Genomic DNA, 17,160 nt, shown 5'->3' on the forward strand with positions numbered 1-17,160 from the left:
TTGTGCTCTCTTTGCATGGTATGATAGGGAAAAGTGAGTTTGTCAGGAGGTCTAGCTAGTGGGACGAAAAGGATTAGTCATTGGGGCTACTGGGTTGGTCGGCAAGCAGCTCGTATCACAGCTGCTCGCGCATGATGAATATGAAGAGGTTACCACGCTCGTGAGACAGGAGCTTCCGATATCCCACCCTAAACTGTCTCAAGTGATTGTGAACTGGGACGAGCTTGAAAGGCATGAGGAGGCTTTCATCGGAGCAGACGAATTGTTCTGCTGTATGGGCACGACGATCAAGAAGGCAGGATCGCAGGCGGCGTTCCGCAAAGTTGATCTGGAGTACCCCGTTACTGCAGCCAGACTCGCGTTGTCTCATGGGACGAGACAGATGATTGCTGTTACATCCATGGGAGCAGACAGCACTTCACGCATCTTCTACAGCCGAACCAAGGGAGAGTTTGAGGACGATATCGCGAGACTAGGCTTTCGTGGTATTCATTTTCTAAGACCATCCTTGCTGCTTGGCGACAGAGAAGAAAAACGCACAGGGGAGAAGATAGGTGAATGGGTGCTGACGCTTGCCGATCCGCTGCTTCGCAAAGGAAGAGGACGGGAGTACCGAGCGGTTCCGGGTGCTTATGTTGCGAAGGCCATGATCAGGGCAGCGATGCGAGATCAGAGCGGGGTGTACCGCCATTCGAACAAGGATATCTGGAAGCTGGCTGAACAACAAAAATAGACAAGCCTGCTTGCTTTGAATACAATGACTATAGAAATGCTTGGATAAACTAACCTACAGAGGAGGAGATACATATGAGTAAGAACCCGATTTCCACAGAAAAGGCACCAGGAGCCATTGGACCATACAGTCAGGCAGTTGAAGCAGGCGGTTTCATATTTACGTCTGGTCAGCTCGGAATCAATCCGCAGACAGGTGAATTCGGTGATACCGTTGAGGAGCAGGCTCGTCTATCCCTTGAGAATGTGAAGGCCATCCTTGAAGCTGCCGGAGCAAGCTTGGACCAAGTCGTGAAGACGACGGTATTCCTGAAGGACATGAATGATTTTACCCGTGTAAATGAAGTGTACAGCTCGTTCTTCAGCCAGCCTTATCCTGCGCGCAGCGCGGTAGAGGTAGCCCGTCTTCCGAAGGATGCGCTGGTCGAGATTGAAACGATTACGCTGAAGAAATAACAAGAGTGTATAGGTAGAAGCATACAATAAAGAAGAAGGACCGCTTGCCCTGATTTGACAGGGCAGACGGTCCTTCTTTATTTATATGCGGCACGGAGCCACTCGAGGAATTCAAGGCCTCTATTACTTACTGTCTTCGTTTGGAGAAGAACAGCCAGATCGAGTAAATCAGCAGCAAGGCTGCAATTCCGGCTGCGGTATAAGCTACAGCGGTGATATCGGATTGCTTCACACTAATTGCAATATAAGCCCATACGAAGACCAGCGGTAGTACGGCATCACGATAAGAGAAGCTGACTGCGAGTGCGACAATCGCCCCGATGATCAGGAGCAGGATTGCCCATGTCTCATCTCCAAGGCCAAATCCATCCCATTCCCGTTTGCTAAGCCAAACGGTCACATTAATAATGGTGGCCACACTGACCCAGCCAAGATAAATCCGGAAGGGAAGCTGGACAAACCATTTTTCACCTGTAGTCGGCTTCTGAAGTGCCAATACACGCACATACATCTGACTCAGAGAGAACAGCAGGATAAAGATGACGAGCACGGACCAGCCGAACCACAGGTTCTGCCATAGGACAATCCAGCCTGCATTCGCCAGACAACTGATGAAGAACCAGAATTTAAGGACTGCCGCTGTATTTCGCTGCTTCTGGGACGGCAGAAACTGCAGAATGATGAATCCGGCCAGAAAGGCGTAAATGACTGACCAGATGGCGAAGGCATATCCGGCGGGTGTAATCAGTACAGGGTATAGAGCCGACACCTCCGAAGTGGTTCTTCCGCCGATGGGCAGCAGGTTAGCGAGCGCGTTCATGACGATCACAAGTACAAATCCGATGACGTTTAGCCATTTATAAGGGTTCCGGTGAGTGGTGCGCAGCATACAATTCCTCCTCGCAAGTATAATATTGACTCTATGGTTAATTAAACCTTCATGTATATCCTTACCCAATAATTTCACATTCAACATAAGTGTATGCAAAAGAATAGCCATGTAATGATCTGCATCGAAAGTTTTAATTTTCCGTAATGTTCATTCATTTCCATTCATATGGGTTAAAGATAGTTAGAGATACAATATTGCTACTTGAAAGGGGGCTGGCCAGCGTGATTAGCAAAAGGTCTTCACAGTGGCTGCAGCAGCTTGTCTTTGTAGGTCCTTCACTCGTGTTTTTCCTCCTTATTATTGTGGCTCCATTTCTGCTGGGAATGTACTATTCCTTTACTAATTGGAATGGTGCGGCAAGCGAGCCCACATGGGCAGGCTTATCCAATTTTACGAAAATATTTACGGATGATCCCGCCTTTCTAAAATCCTTTACGTTTACAGCCTGGTTCACACTTGCGGGTGTGCTGCTGACCAACGTGCTCGGCTTTTTCCTTGCCTACTTTCTGACAAGGCCGCTCAAGACCAAAAATGTCCTGCGTACGATCTTCTTCATGCCGAACGTCATCGGCGGACTGCTTCTCGGGTTCATCTGGCAGTTTATATTTGTCCGCGGATTCGCATCTGTTGGAGAAGCGACAGGACTCGCGTTTTTTTAATCTTCCCTGGCTGGGAGATGAGGCAACGGCGTTCTGGGCGATTGTGATTGTTTTTGTATGGCAGACAGCCGGATATTTGATGGTCATCTACATATCTTCACTGAATAACATACCGAATGAAGTGATTGAGGCAGCTCAGATTGACGGCGCGAGCAAAGGACAAATTCTGAAGAGTATTATTGTGCCGCTCATTATGCCAGGGGTTACCGTATGTTTGTTCCTCGCCATCTCCTGGTCCTTCAAAATGTTTGACCTGAACCTGTCCCTCACTAAGGGAGGGCCGTTCCGTTCGACCGAATCGGTGGCGCTGAATATTTATAATGAGGCGTTCGTGAACGGAAGGTACGGACTCGGTACGGCAAAAGCTTTGATCTTCTTCATTATCGTGGCCATCATTACGTTCATTCAGGTTCGATTGACGAAGAGCAAGGAGGTTGAAGCCTAAGATGGAATCTGCAAAAAGCTATCGGATAAGTACCTTCATCACCGAATTGTTCATGATCCTGCTGGCTCTCGTGTTTCTTGTTCCTTTTTATTTCCTGTTTGTGAACTCTGTCAAAACCTTCGGTGATCTGCTGACCAATGCAGCCTCCTGGCCGCAAGCGTTCGAGTGGAGCAATTACCAAAGAGCATGGGAGATCACGAACTTTCCCAAAGTGCTTACGAATTCTTTAATTGTAACCGTTATCAGTAATTTACTGCTTGTGCTGATCAGCTCAATGACCGCCTATCGCATGGTTAGGCACAATACCCGATTCAATCGCGTGCTGTTCACCCTGTTCGTTGCGGCGATGGTCATTCCGTTTCAATCGATTATGATTCCGCTCGTTAAGGTAACAAGCACCGTCGGGATTATGAACAGTCACTGGGGGCTAATCATCTGCTACCTCGGCTTCGGGGTCCCGATGTCGGTCTTCCTGTTCCACGGATTTGTCAAATCGGTGCCTGTCGAGATCGAGGAGGCGGCAAGAGTGGATGGCAGTAACGCCTACGGTGTGTTTTTTCGCATAGTCTATCCGCTCATGCGGCCGATGTATGTCACGATTATCATTTTGAATACGCTGTGGATCTGGAATGATTACTTACTGCCCTCCATTGTGCTGCAGGACGCTGAGCTGCATACAATCCCGATCGCAACTTACGCGTTCTTCGGTCAATACACCAAGCAGTGGGATCTCGCGCTGCCTGCGCTGGTCCTGGGGATTACACCGATCATCCTGTTCTTCCTGCTGATGCAGAAGCACATCATTCAGGGGATTACAGCAGGCTCGGTCAAAGGTTAAGCATCGATTCCGTGAATCAATCACGTTAATTCATATGAGGAGGAATTCATCTTGAAGAAAAAAGGGCTGTTCTTGTTTACGCTGGTATGGGTATGTGCTGTCGTTCTATCCGGCTGCGGCGGAGGGTCAGGCAGCGGCGCTGAGGATGGAAAGAAGACAATTAAGATTTTTCAATACAAGGTCGAAATTGCAGAGGCCTTCGATCGGCTTATTGCTGAGTATGAGGAAGAGCATCCGGATATCAATATCGAGATTGAGACGGTTGGTGGCGGCAGTGACTATAGTGCAGCGCTGAAGACCAAGTTTGCAGGTACAGAGCATCCGGATATTTTCAACGTTGCCGGTTACCGTGAGCTGGACACATGGATTGATTCTCTTGAGGATCTGTCGAATGAGCCGTGGGTAGATGATATTATTGATGTCGCCAAAGAGCCAATGACGAAGGATGGCAAGCTGTACGGTCAGCCGCTTGGGCTTGAAGGATATGGATTTATTTATAACAAGGATCTGTTCGAGCAGGCAGGCATCACGGAGCTTCCGAAGACACTGACGGAGCTTGAAGCCGTGGCACAGCAGCTGCAGGACGCCGGCATCGTGCCATTCTCGAACGGTTATCAGGAATGGTGGGTGCTCGGGAATCACAATGCCAACGTTCCCTTTGCACATCAGCCCGATCCGGTTGCCTTTATTGATGGTCTGAATGCGGGAACGGAAACAATTCCGGGCAATGCTATTTTTGAAGACTGGGTTAATCTGCTCGATTTGACCCTTGCCTATGGGAATAAGAACCCGCTGACGACAGACTATAATACACAGGTCACTCTCTTTGCTACGGGCGAGGCTGCAATGATGCAGCAGGGGAACTGGACACAAGTGCAGATTGATGGGATCAACCCGGATCTGAACCTCGGCATCCTGCCAATGCCTATCGGAGATGATGCTGAGGTGTATGATAAACTGTTTGTCGGCGTGCCGAACAACTATGTGATTAACAAGAACTCTGAGGTGAAGGAAGAGGCGAAGGACTTCTTGGAATGGCTCGTAACCTCGGATGCGGGTAAGCGGTATATGACCGAGGAATTCAAGTTTATTCCGGCCTTTAAGAGCGTGACGGCTGACGGTGAGGTGCTCGGAGATCTGGCGGCAGAAATTATAAATTACAGTGATCAGGATAAGTTGCTGAGCTGGAACTTCAACCGTTTTCCGGAAGGTGTACCGCAGGAGTATGGTGCTGTGATGCAGGCCTACATTGCAAATCCGGACCCGGCGAAGCTGCTGGAGGATATGCAGAAGAGCTGGGACAGCCTTAAGGAGTAGATGAAGTAAGCGTATGATTACCATAGATATAGAGAAATCGTAAGAGATGGCTTAGAGACGGCTCCGTAATGGAAGGGCTGTCTCTTTTTCTGTGATACAGAATCAAGTAAACCAAGGGATTGCCCTAGAATTCGACTTAACAATTTTAAAAAGATTGATTTTCGTATATGATGGAGAGTAACAATCTAAAGGGGCTAACGGGTGACTTACGATGAATCAACCACTTTATGGAATATGGCTCGGAGATGTGTTTTTTTGTTTTTCAGGAGAAACATCGGAACCAAAAGTCGACGCTTGGAGTCATTTAATAAGAAAAATGAAGCTGAAGGACGGAACCTACCGTCCATTTCAACATGCCGCTCTGCGCCTTGCTGAGCTGAGATGGCAGATGAAATCGGTTCAACAGGAAGCGAGCTCAGGCCCGAGGAAGAAGCGGCCCGCATTTGGCCGGACGCTGGAAGGCTTGGCGCTCGCTCCAAGAGATGCCTTCGAGCTGCTGATTCGCTGGAATAAGGAAGAGGCAGAGCAGGCAGGCTTTGCCCCAGGCGGTGAAATGGAATACTGGGCTAAGGCGGCTAGATTTGCCATGGAGCTGCTGATTCGAGGGCAAATTACGCCAGGCACAGCCCCTGTGACCTCGGCTGGTGGAAGGCGCAGAGGCAATCAGTCTGCTGTAACAGCCGTATGGCTTCCCAAAATAACAGAGCCTGCTGATACAGAACGTTTCCTGAAGCTGGCTGAGTCCATCCCTGCCATCTGTCTGACCGCATCGGGTGCATACGCGGATTCGGAAGCCAGTACGGTGAAGGAGGCAGGATCAGCTGTCCTATACTCTTTCCTCAGACAAACGATACATGCTGCGGTGTCTGCCGAGATTGCCTCTGTAGAGAGCAGTCTGTCTCGTTACCGTGCTAATTACAGACGAGGGTATTCTCCGCTCACGGAGCTGTGGTGGAACAGTCTGCTGACAGGCTCGCGGGAGCTGAGTGTGCAGGCTGCTGTGCAAGAGATCGAGGAATTAAGCGACAGTGTGGTTCAAGCAGCAGACAATGCTCCTCCCGTAATCGAAGGGGAGGCTGCTGGTCCTGAGGAGGGGAGATTGAAGCTGAGTCTGCGGCTTGAGCCGTCAGAGCTGGAGCGGTCCTCTGCATGGAAAGTGAGCTTCTGGGCAGAGAGCGAGAACGAAGCTGATTTTCGGGTGCCAATCGAGGCGATATGGGCTTATCCTTCGCCAGATGTGGATCGAGGGACGGTAAAATACAGCCGGGTCCAGGAGCAGATGCTCCTCGCCTTAGGCAAAGCAAGTGAAGCTGCACCCAGCCTGCAGTTGGCTATGGGAGCAGCTCCTCATGAGATCGAGATGGATGCACAGCAATTTTATGAATTTATGTCTTCTTCTGTTCCCAAGCTGCAGCAGATGGGGATTACCGTATTGATGCCTTCCCGCTGGAGTCGGGAAGGGAAGCGGAAGACAGGGCTTCGGCTCCGGATGCTCCAGAATGGTGAGCCACCGGGTGCACAGAAGGCACCGACCCTGGGAATGGAGCAGCTCGTTAAGTTTGAGGCTGAAGCTGTCCTGAACGGGGTGCCGGTAACGAAGGAGGAGCTTGCACAGCTTGCGGCTTCTGCATTTCCGCTCGTGGAGTTTCGGGGGGAATGGATCGAGATTGACCCGAAAGAAATCCGCCAGGTGCTGCGTTTTATGAAGAAAAATGAGGAAGGCTCCATGGCTCTGTCCGAGTGGATTCATCTGGCTGTTGATGAGGATGAGGAAGCAAGCTGGAAGGGGATGTCCATTTTTGGTGCGGAATCGTTTGGCATGCTGTCCTTCCTACTGGATGGCCAGGTGCTGAGTCGAACCCAGATCAGGGATACGCCGCCTTCCCTTCATGGTAATCTGCGGCCCTATCAGCAGCGTGGCTATCAGTGGCTTGCTGCCATGCGTGATCTTGGCTTCGGGGTATGCCTTGCCGATGATATGGGTCTCGGGAAGACCATACAGGTGATTACCTGTCTGCTGGATTCCAAGCTTGCTGCACGGGAAGCGAGAGATGCAGAGCGGGAGCTGGATGATCGTCAGGGCGGGCAAGATATCCTGGAAGATGAGGAGTTCGATATGGAGCATCCGGCCCTCATCATCTGTCCTACCTCCCTGCTTGGAAACTGGCAGCGGGAGATTAAGCGTTTTGCACCCGACTTTAAATTATATATTCATCATGGTACACAGCGGCTGCACGGAGAGGCCTTTCGAAAGCAGGCTGGGGAGCACGATATTATTCTCACAACGTATCATCTGGCAGGCAGGGACGGGGCAGATCTGGCCTCGATCGAGTGGTCCTCTGTCGTGCTGGATGAAGCCCAGTACATTAAGAATTATCGAACCAAGCAAGCACAAAGTGTCATGAAGCTGTCTGCGCCGCACCGTATCGCCATGACTGGAACGCCTGTAGAGAACAGGCTTAGTGAGCTGTGGTCCATCTTCCAATTTCTGAATCCCGGCTATCTGGGTACGGCGGCGTCCTTTAGACAGCGTTATACAATAGGTGCTCAGGAAGACACGAGCTCTCTGCGAGAGCTTCATCGTCTGGTATCGCCATTTATGCTGAGAAGACTCAAGAGTGATCCGGATATTCGCAAGGATCTGCCGGAGAAGCTGGAGCTTAAATCCTACTGCTCACTTACAGTGGAGCAAGCTGCTATATACAAGGGCGTAGTCGATCAGCTGCTGACCGGCATCGAGGGACAAACCGGATTTACACGCAAGGGCGTTGTATTATCCTCCTTGACCAAGCTGAAGCAAATATGCGATCATCCTGTACTCATTGAGCATAGCCGCAAGGACGCAGGGCGCGTAGAGGCGTCAGGCAAGCTTGAGCGCTTGATGGAGCTGACAGATGCAATTCGTGATAATGGCGAGGCAGCCCTTATTTTTACCCAGTATGTGTCGATGGGGGAGATTCTCGTTCAGCAATTGTCTCAGCGGTATGATGAGAAGCCTTTCTTCCTTCACGGAGGGGTTTCGAAGGCAGAACGAGACGAAATGGTAGAGCAATTTCAGAACGGTAAGGGTCCTTCTCTCTTCGTTCTCTCCTTGCGGGCAGGCGGGGTAGGCCTCAACCTGACTCATGCGAGCCATGTCATCCATTATGATCGCTGGTGGAATCCTGCGGTAGAGAATCAGGCGACGGATCGTGTATTCCGCATCGGACAGAAACGAAATGTCCAGGTGCATAAACTGATATGCCAAGGGACGCTGGAAGAGCGAATTGATGAGCTGATTGAGAGCAAGAAGCAGCTGTCGGAGCAAGTAGTCGGTTCGGGTGAGAACTGGATTACAGAAATGTCCGATGATGAGCTGAAGGGCCTCGTAAGCCTGCAAGGTGAGATGTGGGTATAGTACACAACGGATTAAACAGGAGGTGAGGCTGTAGTGGCATATCAAGTAAACCATTTTAAACTGGAGCCTCACGGCTGGAAGGCAATCATTGGGGACACAGCGGAGACTGACTCCCAAGCACCAGAGGACGAGGCGGAGGTCGAAGCTGCATATAAGCAGCTTAATGAAGAGCAAAGATCGGAAGTGCTTGGCGAGCTGCAAGAAGACGCCTATACCTTGTACCTCCTGCTTACAGGAGGCGCTGTAGAGCTCAACCATTCTGCGCTGATCTCCTGGGTAAAATATGCAGTTGTGAGCTGCTCCTGTAATCGCATCGCATGCCCTCATATCGAATTCGCCTTGCAGGCGGCTGCAGAATGGGCCGCTGCTGATACGCTGAGACTGCTTGATATGCTGGGTCTGGCGCGTGAGGAGCTGCTTACAGAGGTGTTTCGTAGGTGGTCCCTTGAATCGGTATCCACCAGCACTTCTCAGGCAGCGTCGTTACTGGAACGCAAAACCCAGCGCGCAGGCGGCAATTCTTCTGCCATTCTGGACTACATCGGCGATGCCGCTGGCAATCATTCGCTACACAGGCCGGGTCCAGAATTCGATGCTGTTGAAGTGAAGTTATCTCCACCTGGAGAGCTGACTCCGCCGTCGTCCGGTATTGCTCAGCTTGTGCCGTCCGTTCCTGCGGAGGCAGCTTTAGAGCATATCCGCAAGCAGGTTTCGGAGAGAGCGTCCAAGTGGGCAGAGGAACTGAATCTCAAGACAGCCAAGAAATGAACGGAAGTAGGTAATCCGACTACTCAGAACCAAATGAAGACCACCGAACAGGCGCGGATCCTAGGCTCGGTGGTTTTTTGTATCTGCCACCTTAGATTGACCTATACCAAGATGAGGGTTTGAAGCTCTATCTCGATAGGTCTATAATGGATGGGAGAGATTTGAACAGCTATAAATTTGGGATAGGGGAAATAACAAAATGACGACTTCAACAACCAAGAAACGACGCTGGACTATGGTTCTGTTTACGATCATGCTGTTGTCTGCCTTTGCACTAGCAGGCTGTGGGAACGGGGAAGATCCACAGGAAGATCAGACGCAGACGACGCCGGATGGAGCGGAGAATCCTTCACAGGAGGAAACGCCAGATGCGTCGGAAGACGACAACACAGGTGAAGATGCGCCTGCGGATAACGATGCGAACGAGAACGGCGAAGCTCCTAACGGAGGCGAAGATAATAAGGACGATGACGCCGACGATCCTACGGAAGGTGCAGGAGAGGATGACAGCACAGGAAGTGCAGAGGAAGACAGCATTATGGCGCTTCGGGCTGCAAGCTCCCTGCAAAGTACGGTGGAAGTCGTTGGAGATAAGAATGTGGTTACGAACCCGGATGCGATTACGGTCATCGTCAACAAAGAACGCAGTCTGCCTGATGGATACGAGCCGACAGATCTTGTGGAGCCGGACGTTCCCTTCTCATTCGATGAGCCTCACGAGAAGCGGCACATGCGTCAAGAGGCCGCAGATGCGCTGGAGGAGCTGTTTGCCGCTGCAGAAGCGGATAATATTGAGCTTCGCGCGGTATCGGGATATCGCTCTTATGACCGTCAGGTTGCCGTATTCAACAGTAGTGTAGAACGTAATGGTGAAGAATATGCGCTCCGTGTAAGTGCACAGCCGGGGAAGAGTGAGCATCAGACGGGACTGTCTATTGATGTATCCAGCCCAAGCGTAGGCAATGTATTGGAAGAAATCCTTGGCGACACCGAGGAAGGTAAGTGGCTTGCTGAGCATGCGCCTGAATATGGATTCATTATTCGTTATCTGGAAGGACGGGAAGAAACGACAGGCTATGTTTATGAGCCTTGGCACATTCGTTATGTAGGCAAAGAGCTGGCACCGGATATTGCTGCAAGTGGACTAACGCTTGAGGAGTACTTTGACGAAGCGAATATTAAGCTGTAAATGACATAAGTTCTAAGTTAGCGGCGCAGCATTCTGCGCCGCTATTAATTTTTATTTTTAATTGGTTTTTTGGATGAAAACTTCAAAGGCGGCTTACGATATTAGTATGATCGTTATCGAGAGGGGAGGTTATTGGTATTCGCTATCTATACGAATTTATAGAGCATCAGGATGGATTGCCAATGAAGCTGTTTGTTAACAGCGTAAAGCATATTGACTTTCATTGGCATAAAGAAGTTGAAATTATCTATGTATTACAGGGATCGGTCGATATATATTTGGATCAGAAAGAGTATGTACTCAATACAGATGATGTGATCGTGGTCAACAGTATGTCGGTACATAAAATCGCACGGACAACACAGGACAATGTGCTACTTACACTGCAGTTTGGCCCGGAATGGCTAAGCAATGCATTTATCGCCTGCAATTCAGCTGCTCATACGGATCAAGAGTCGCAGATGTACCAGATTAAACAGAATCTCGCACAGATGGTGTGGGAGATCAACAAGAAGGCGTCTGGTTATCAGAGCTACACCATGGGGATCTTACAGACACTCTGCGGGTGCCTGCAGAGATATTTCTATGCTGGAGTCCATCCCACCGAGGAAGAAGGAAGCCGGGAGTATGACTATAAAAGGCTGAATCGAGTCCTTACATACGTAGATCAGCATTACAGTGAAAAAATAACGCTGCAGGCTATGGCAGCTCGTGAGCATCTAAGCCTGCATTATTTCTCCCATTTCTTTACAGATAAGATCGGCATACCCTTTCAAAAATATTTGACGCTGATTCGGCTGGAGAAGGCTCAGGCCGAGCTGGCAGGCGGTGACAAGAGTATCACACAAATTGCCCTGGATTGTGGCTTTGCTAATGTGAAGCTGTTTAATAAGTATTTCAAGGAAAAGTACGGCTATACTCCCGGTGCTTACCGTGAAGCCAGCCTGATCCGTGAACCTGACAGGCCTGATCGCAAGCCACTGACTTACGAGGAATCCTCAAGCGGGGATTATTATGAGATGGATACTTTGAATGCCATGGGCTCGTTGTATCGTTATCTTGGTCCTAGGACGGATTCGCAGCAGAAGACAATGGACTCCTCGACTCACCAGACAGCAGAACATCAACTGATTGAAATTAAGGCGGATTGTGCGTCTACTCCTTATGATCAGCATTGGAATGTCATAACGACAGCAGGCAGGGCTGTGGAAGGGCTGAGAGAAGACTGGCGACAGCAGCTATCCGAAATGATAGGGCGTATTCCCTTTCAATACATCCGTTTTCATGGCTTATTTAATGATGAAATGATGGTATACAGTGAGGATATGGATGGGAATCCCGCGTATAACTGGGCTTATGTGGACAAGCTGTATGATTATCTGCTGGAAGTGGGCATCAGACCGTTCGTAGAGCTCAGCTTTATGCCAAGTCAGCTCGCCCGCTCTGGTGAAACGGTGTTCTGGTGGCGAGGAAATATATCGCCTCCGGCTGATCAAAGTAAATGGAATGCATTAGTCCGCGAGTTCATCCGTCATTGTTTGAATCGGTATGGGGCAGATGAGGTGAAGCGCTGGTATTTCGAAGTGTGGAATGAGCCGGATTTGCTCGGGGTTTGCTGGGCGGGGAGCAAGGAGGAGTATTTTCACTTCTATGAATCGACTGTCCGCACAATCAAGTCAATCATGCCAGAGCTGAAGACAGGAGGACCAGCCATGGGGTATGGTTCGCTATGGAATGACACATGGGCCGAGGAATTTATGAACTTTTGTGAAGAACGAAAAGTGCCGCTCGATTTCTTTTCATTTCATATTTATTCGGAATACCCAAGAACCAAGCTGGAGAAAGAGCTTCTAACCCAAATTATGCCACCGTCCTACTATAAAGAGAGCCTTGATCGCTTGAAGCAGAAAATAAGTGTCCCTGCCTTCCGTGAGCTTGAGCTTCTGATCACGGAGTGGAATTTTTCGCTATATGACCGAAATTTGCTGCATGATACGATGTTTATGGGTCCGTTTGTCATCCATCAAGCGATGAATACGCTCGGCCTAGCTCGTGCCTTGGCATTTTGGAGCTTTACCGATGTATTTGAAGAAAGTGTGGTTCCTTCATCTCCATTCTATGGCGGGTTTGGTCTTATCAGCAGAGATGGGTTAAAAAAACCGAGTTACTATGCTTTTGAACTGCTGCAGAAGCTGGGTGATGAACTGCTTGGCATTGGTGAAGGTTATGTGGTAACTCGCAGTCAGAATGGAAGTATCCAGCTCTTGTTCTACCATTATGTTCATGTGGATCAGCTCTTTGCCAGTGGGGATTGGTCTGAGCTTTCGAGTCTAAACCGTTATGATGTGTTTGAGAAAAAAGGAAATAGAGTATTCGACGTCACACTCGATCAGCTATCCGGAAGCTATAAATGCACCCGTTATCAGCTGGATCAGAAGCATGGATCGGTGTTTGATGAGTGGGTTCGCATGGGAGCTCCTGAATCTCTCACAGATGAAGAGAAGATGTATCTTCATGGCAGAAGCGGTCCAGATATCAAGACAGAAATAGTACACGAAGACAGCTGGCAGTGCGAAATTATACTTCCGCCTCATGGTGTGATGATGATTACGCTGGAGAGACAATATTAGAAATATGAATATTTTTTTCGGAACATCCCTCTTTTAGTTCGAGGGGTGTTTTTTGTTGTTTATTTTAGAGAGGGAAAGAAAAGATAGTAGGAAGATAAAGAAGTAGGCAAAAAACAACCCGTGACACGGCAAGTTATAACAAGAAAGCGTTAACAGCAAAAAATATACTATAGATACGAAACACGAAACACCAAGGAGAGACGAGGGGGAGTACAGATGAAGCGTTTTATGAAATGGATGACAGAATCCTTTGCGCCTAGATTGGAGGCGTTTACAAATAATATCTGGGTTGCATCTATTCAGGAAGCCATCATGGTTGCCATACCGATGATATTCATCGGTTCCATTATTACACTGATTTCGATCTTACAGGACTTCATACCCGGCATGCCGGACCTAACACCAATCACGACGTTTAGCTTCGGACTGTTAGGTTTATTTATTGCATTTCTAACGCCTTATGTGGTGATGGAGAAAAAAGAACTCCACAAAATAAAACTGCTTGCAGGTATGACCGGGGTATCTTTGTTTGTCATGCTGCTTGGCCCGACGATAAACGAAGATGGAACCATCCAGTTCATTCTTGAGCGCTTTGGTCCATCAGGTATGATTACGGCACTTCTGGTAGGTGTCTTTGTAGCTGTCATTATGAATGTCTGCAATAAATTTTCTTTCTTTAAGAAAGGCTCTACGCTTCCGGAATTCATTATGGACTGGTTTGATTTCCTTGTTCCGATTGCCGTTGTTCTTGTCACAGGCTGGGTGCTTGTATATCAGCTTCAATTTGATATTTTTGCACTCATTGTAAGCGTGTTCGAGCCAATCAACGCAGTGGGACAAAGTCTGCTAGGTTTTGTACTGTTTAATTTTATTGGTGTCGTGCTGTATTCCTTTGGTGTCAGTCCATGGGTGATGACTCCGATCTGGTATGCCATATGGATTCCTGCCATCGAGGAGAATGCTGCATTGGTGGCGCAAGGACAAGATCCAGTCAATATTAACACCTTTGAGACCTTCTTTTCCGGCTGGCTTGGTATTGGAGGCATGGGGGCGACGCTGCCGCTGGTCATCTGGTTCCTGCTCGCTAAGTCGAAGAAGCTGAAATCGGTCGGTAAGGCCACGATTATTCCTTCCTTATTTAATATTAACGAACCTGTGGTCTACGGAGCGCCGATTGCATTTAATCCGCTCTTAATGGTGCCAATGTGGATTAATGGACTCATCACGCCTGTCATTGTATATTTGGCGCTCGATATGGGACTTGCCCGCATCCCAAGTCAAATCTTCCAGCTATGGTATACACCGATTGGATTATCGACTTACATTATGTCTGGTTTGAATGGGCTCGTGCTGCTCGCTGTCGTGTTGGCCATTGTATTTATCGTATGGTTTCCGTTCTTCAAGCTGTACGATGCACAGGAATTGAAGAAAGAACAAGAACAAGCATCGAATTAAATATCGCTAGTAAAGGATGGTTATAGATGAATAAGTCAATTGAAGCAACACTAGATGAAATGACACTGACGGAAAAGGCAGCTCTCACTGCAGGGCTAAACATGTGGATGACCAAAGGAATCGAACGGCTAAATATTCCTCCCATTCATATGTATGATGGAACCAATGGTATCCGCAAAACGAATAGTGATGAAGAAATGGGCATCACAACGGAAAATGTTCCGGCAACCTGCTATCCTACCGGCTCAGCCATTGGCTCGTCTTGGAACACGGAACTGCTGGGCGAAATCGGGATTGCGCTCGGTCGTGAATCCAAGGAGATGGGAGTTGAGCTCCTGCTCGGACCAGGGGTCAACATGAAGCGAACTCCGCTTGGGGGAAGAAACTTTGAATACTACTCGGAGGACCCTTTCCTCACAGGTGAGCTTGGTGCAGCCTTCATTAATGGACTCCAAAGTGAGGGGGTGGGTGCTTCCCTCAAGCATTTTGCCGGCAACAATCAGGAGTTCGAGAAGATGGTGACAAGCTCGGAGATTGATGAGCGCACGCTACGCGAAATTTATTTAAGTGCGTTTGAACGGATTGTTAAAAAAGCAGATCCATGGACTATCATGTGCTCTTATAACTTGCTCAATGGATCTTATACAAGTGAGAACGAGTATTTGTTGAACGACATTCTGAGAGAGGAATGGGGCTACGAAGGGGTCGTATTGTCAGATTGGACAGCTGTGAATGACCGTATTCGCGGACTCAAAGCCGGACTTGACTTGGAAATGCCAGGGCCTGCTCATTACAATATGAAGCTGATTGTAGAAGCCGTTAACAACGGTACCCTCAAGGAGGAGCAGCTCGATAAAAGCGTTGCCCGTATCCTTAAGCTCGTAGAGCGAGTGACCGGTAATGAAGAGTCGGGTCCTGCTGCAGGCTCCAAGCCGGACTATCATGCACTTGCGAGAAGAGCTGCGGCAGAGAGCATCGTGCTGTTAAAGAATGAGGGCCGTATTCTTCCGCTGCAGCCGAATACCGATCGTTCGATTGCCATCATCGGACGATTTGCGAAGACGCCGAGAATCCAAGGCGCAGGAAGTGCGAAGGTAACACCTACACAGGTCGATATTCCATGGGAAGAAATGAAGGAGCTTGCGGGAGCATCAACGAATCTGAGCTATACTGATGGTTATCCAGAAGATGATTCCATTAATGAGGCGATGATTCGAGAAAGTGTGTCCATCGCGGCGAAGTCTGATGTGGCTATTCTGTTCGTCGGCCAACCGGAGTATGCGGAGTCAGAAATGCATGACTTAAAAGATATTAAACTTCCAGATCATCAAGTTGCGCTCATTCAAGCGGTAGCAGCCGTTCAGCCGAAATGTGTGGTGGTGACCAGCAGCGGTACTGCACTGTCCATGCATCCTTGGGTAGAGCATGTGCCTGGTGTGATTCATTCTTGGTTAACAGGTCAGGGTATGGGCAGAGCCATAGCAGAAATATTGTTCGGTCTAACCAACCCATCTGGTAAGCTGTCAGAGACATTCCCGGTTAAATTGTCTGATAATCCTGCTCATATGCGGATTCGCGGAGAAAATGGCAAGCTGTACTATCGTGAAGGGATATTTGTTGGATATAGATATTATGACAGTAAGGAACTAGCACCGGCATTTCCATTCGGCCACGGTTTATCTTACACCACGTTTACCTATACCGATCTAGAAGTAACTCAGCATGATGAAGGTGTCACCGTATCAATACAAATAGAAAATACAGGTGATCGGACAGGTAAAGAAGTCGTTCAATTGTATGTACATGATGAGGAGTGCAACTTCGTACGGCCTGACAAGGAATTAAAAGCTTTCGCGAAAATTGAGCTTGCTCCGGGAGAGAAACAGAAGATTGTCTTTACTCTGGAGGAAAGGGACTTTGCATACTATAATACCAAGCATGGCCGCTGGATAGCAGAGAGTGGTTATTTCAAGATCTCACTTGGCAGCACGTCTCGTGATCTAAGAATGACAGAGCGTCTCTATTGTGAATTTGAAGTGGAGGAGATTAAGCTTCATAAATTCAGTCTGATCAGTGAATGGGTCAGTGATCCAATTGCGAAGGCCGTATTTGAAGAAACGTTGGAAGAGATGAATCAGCACGTTACGGAACAAATTTATCTGGACGAGGTCTTTGTCGGCTTCTGGGGAGATGCTCCTGCGATAAAAATCCTTCAAATGTATGGACAGAATTGGTTGACGGAACGAACTCCGGATGATGTGATGGATGAGCTCATTACTCGTGTTCATGAGAGAAGATTTGCCGGTAAGCTCAGTTAATAATTATTGCGAACAGATTTTGAACATGACAAGAAGCAGGAGATCCATGAAGATCTCCTGCTTC

Annotated in this window: 11 protein-coding genes and 1 pseudogene; 11 read left to right on the top strand and 1 reads right to left on the bottom strand. The window is 48.7% G+C overall.

The window, feature by feature from the left end; translation table 11 throughout:
* Positions 1-58: 58 nt before the first annotated feature.
* The gene (locus TCA2_RS10065) at positions 59-733 is read left to right on the top strand and encodes an oxidoreductase (RefSeq protein ID WP_047911465.1); all 675 of its coding nucleotides are present in this window, start codon (positions 59-61) and stop codon (positions 731-733) included.
* A gap of 74 nt (positions 734-807) precedes the next feature.
* Complete coding sequence (locus tag TCA2_RS10070; protein ID WP_047911466.1) at positions 808-1,188, top strand: RidA family protein; 381 nt, start codon at positions 808-810, stop codon at positions 1,186-1,188.
* A gap of 127 nt (positions 1,189-1,315) precedes the next feature.
* Here TCA2_RS10070 and TCA2_RS10075 read toward each other — a convergent pair whose 3' ends face one another.
* Positions 1,316-2,077, bottom strand: a complete 762-nt coding sequence (locus TCA2_RS10075) for a TspO/MBR family protein (protein ID WP_047911467.1) — start codon at positions 2,075-2,077, stop codon at positions 1,316-1,318.
* A gap of 224 nt (positions 2,078-2,301) precedes the next feature.
* On the opposite strand from TCA2_RS10075, the pseudogene TCA2_RS10080 reads away from it, so the two are divergent.
* From TCA2_RS10080 to TCA2_RS10120, 9 genes and pseudogenes are all read left to right on the top strand, one after another.
* Positions 2,302-3,184: pseudogene (locus TCA2_RS10080) on the top strand (carbohydrate ABC transporter permease).
* Between the two features lies 1 nt (position 3,185).
* A complete protein-coding gene (locus TCA2_RS10085; RefSeq protein WP_047911468.1) occupies positions 3,186-4,022 on the top strand; it encodes a carbohydrate ABC transporter permease in 837 nt (278 codons plus the stop codon).
* A gap of 51 nt (positions 4,023-4,073) precedes the next feature.
* A complete protein-coding gene (locus TCA2_RS10090) occupies positions 4,074-5,339 on the top strand; it encodes an ABC transporter substrate-binding protein (protein WP_047911469.1) in 1,266 nt (421 codons plus the stop codon).
* Between the two features lie 211 nt (positions 5,340-5,550).
* Positions 5,551-8,736: a DEAD/DEAH box helicase gene (locus TCA2_RS10095; RefSeq protein WP_047911470.1), complete on the top strand. Its 3,186-nt coding sequence runs from the start codon at positions 5,551-5,553 to the stop codon at positions 8,734-8,736.
* 33 nt (positions 8,737-8,769) lie between these two features.
* On the top strand, positions 8,770-9,504 hold the full coding sequence (locus tag TCA2_RS10100) for a hypothetical protein (protein ID WP_047911471.1): 735 nt from the start codon (positions 8,770-8,772) through the stop codon (positions 9,502-9,504).
* Positions 9,505-9,703: 199 nt separating this feature from the next.
* Complete coding sequence (locus tag TCA2_RS10105) at positions 9,704-10,693, top strand: M15 family metallopeptidase (RefSeq protein WP_047911472.1); 990 nt, start codon at positions 9,704-9,706, stop codon at positions 10,691-10,693.
* Between the two features lie 182 nt (positions 10,694-10,875).
* A complete protein-coding gene (locus tag TCA2_RS10110) occupies positions 10,876-13,323 on the top strand; it encodes a helix-turn-helix domain-containing protein (protein ID WP_081872373.1) in 2,448 nt (815 codons plus the stop codon).
* Between the two features lie 216 nt (positions 13,324-13,539).
* A complete protein-coding gene (locus TCA2_RS10115; protein ID WP_047911474.1) occupies positions 13,540-14,778 on the top strand; it encodes a PTS sugar transporter subunit IIC in 1,239 nt (412 codons plus the stop codon).
* A 26-nt stretch (positions 14,779-14,804) separates the two neighbouring features.
* Positions 14,805-17,096, top strand: coding sequence for a beta-glucosidase (locus tag TCA2_RS10120; protein ID WP_047911475.1), 2,292 nt, complete (start codon positions 14,805-14,807; stop codon positions 17,094-17,096).
* Positions 17,097-17,160: the final 64 nt, after the last annotated feature.

Origin of the sequence: Paenibacillus sp. TCA20, from assembly GCF_000732325.1 — a bacterium.
GTDB lineage: Bacteria > Bacillota > Bacilli > Paenibacillales > Paenibacillaceae > Paenibacillus > Paenibacillus urinalis.

What these genes read in the sequence shown, in the direction of transcription:
- TCA2_RS10115 (WP_047911474.1), top strand. Translation starts at nt 13,540, where the DNA reads ATGAAGCGTTTTATGAAATGGATGACAGAATCCTTTGCGCCTAGATTG.
- TCA2_RS10085 (WP_047911468.1), top strand. Translation starts at nt 3,186, where the DNA reads ATGGAATCTGCAAAAAGCTATCGGATAAGTACCTTCATCACCGAATTG.
- TCA2_RS10120 (WP_047911475.1), top strand. Translation starts at nt 14,805, where the DNA reads ATGAATAAGTCAATTGAAGCAACACTAGATGAAATGACACTGACGGAA.
- TCA2_RS10075 (WP_047911467.1), bottom strand. Translation starts at nt 2,077, where the DNA reads ATGCTGCGCACCACTCACCGGAACCCTTATAAATGGCTAAACGTCATC.
- TCA2_RS10110 (WP_081872373.1), top strand. Translation starts at nt 10,876, where the DNA reads ATGAAGCTGTTTGTTAACAGCGTAAAGCATATTGACTTTCATTGGCAT.
- TCA2_RS10070 (WP_047911466.1), top strand. Translation starts at nt 808, where the DNA reads ATGAGTAAGAACCCGATTTCCACAGAAAAGGCACCAGGAGCCATTGGA.
- TCA2_RS10105 (WP_047911472.1), top strand. Translation starts at nt 9,704, where the DNA reads ATGACGACTTCAACAACCAAGAAACGACGCTGGACTATGGTTCTGTTT.
- TCA2_RS10095 (WP_047911470.1), top strand. Translation starts at nt 5,551, where the DNA reads ATGAATCAACCACTTTATGGAATATGGCTCGGAGATGTGTTTTTTTGT.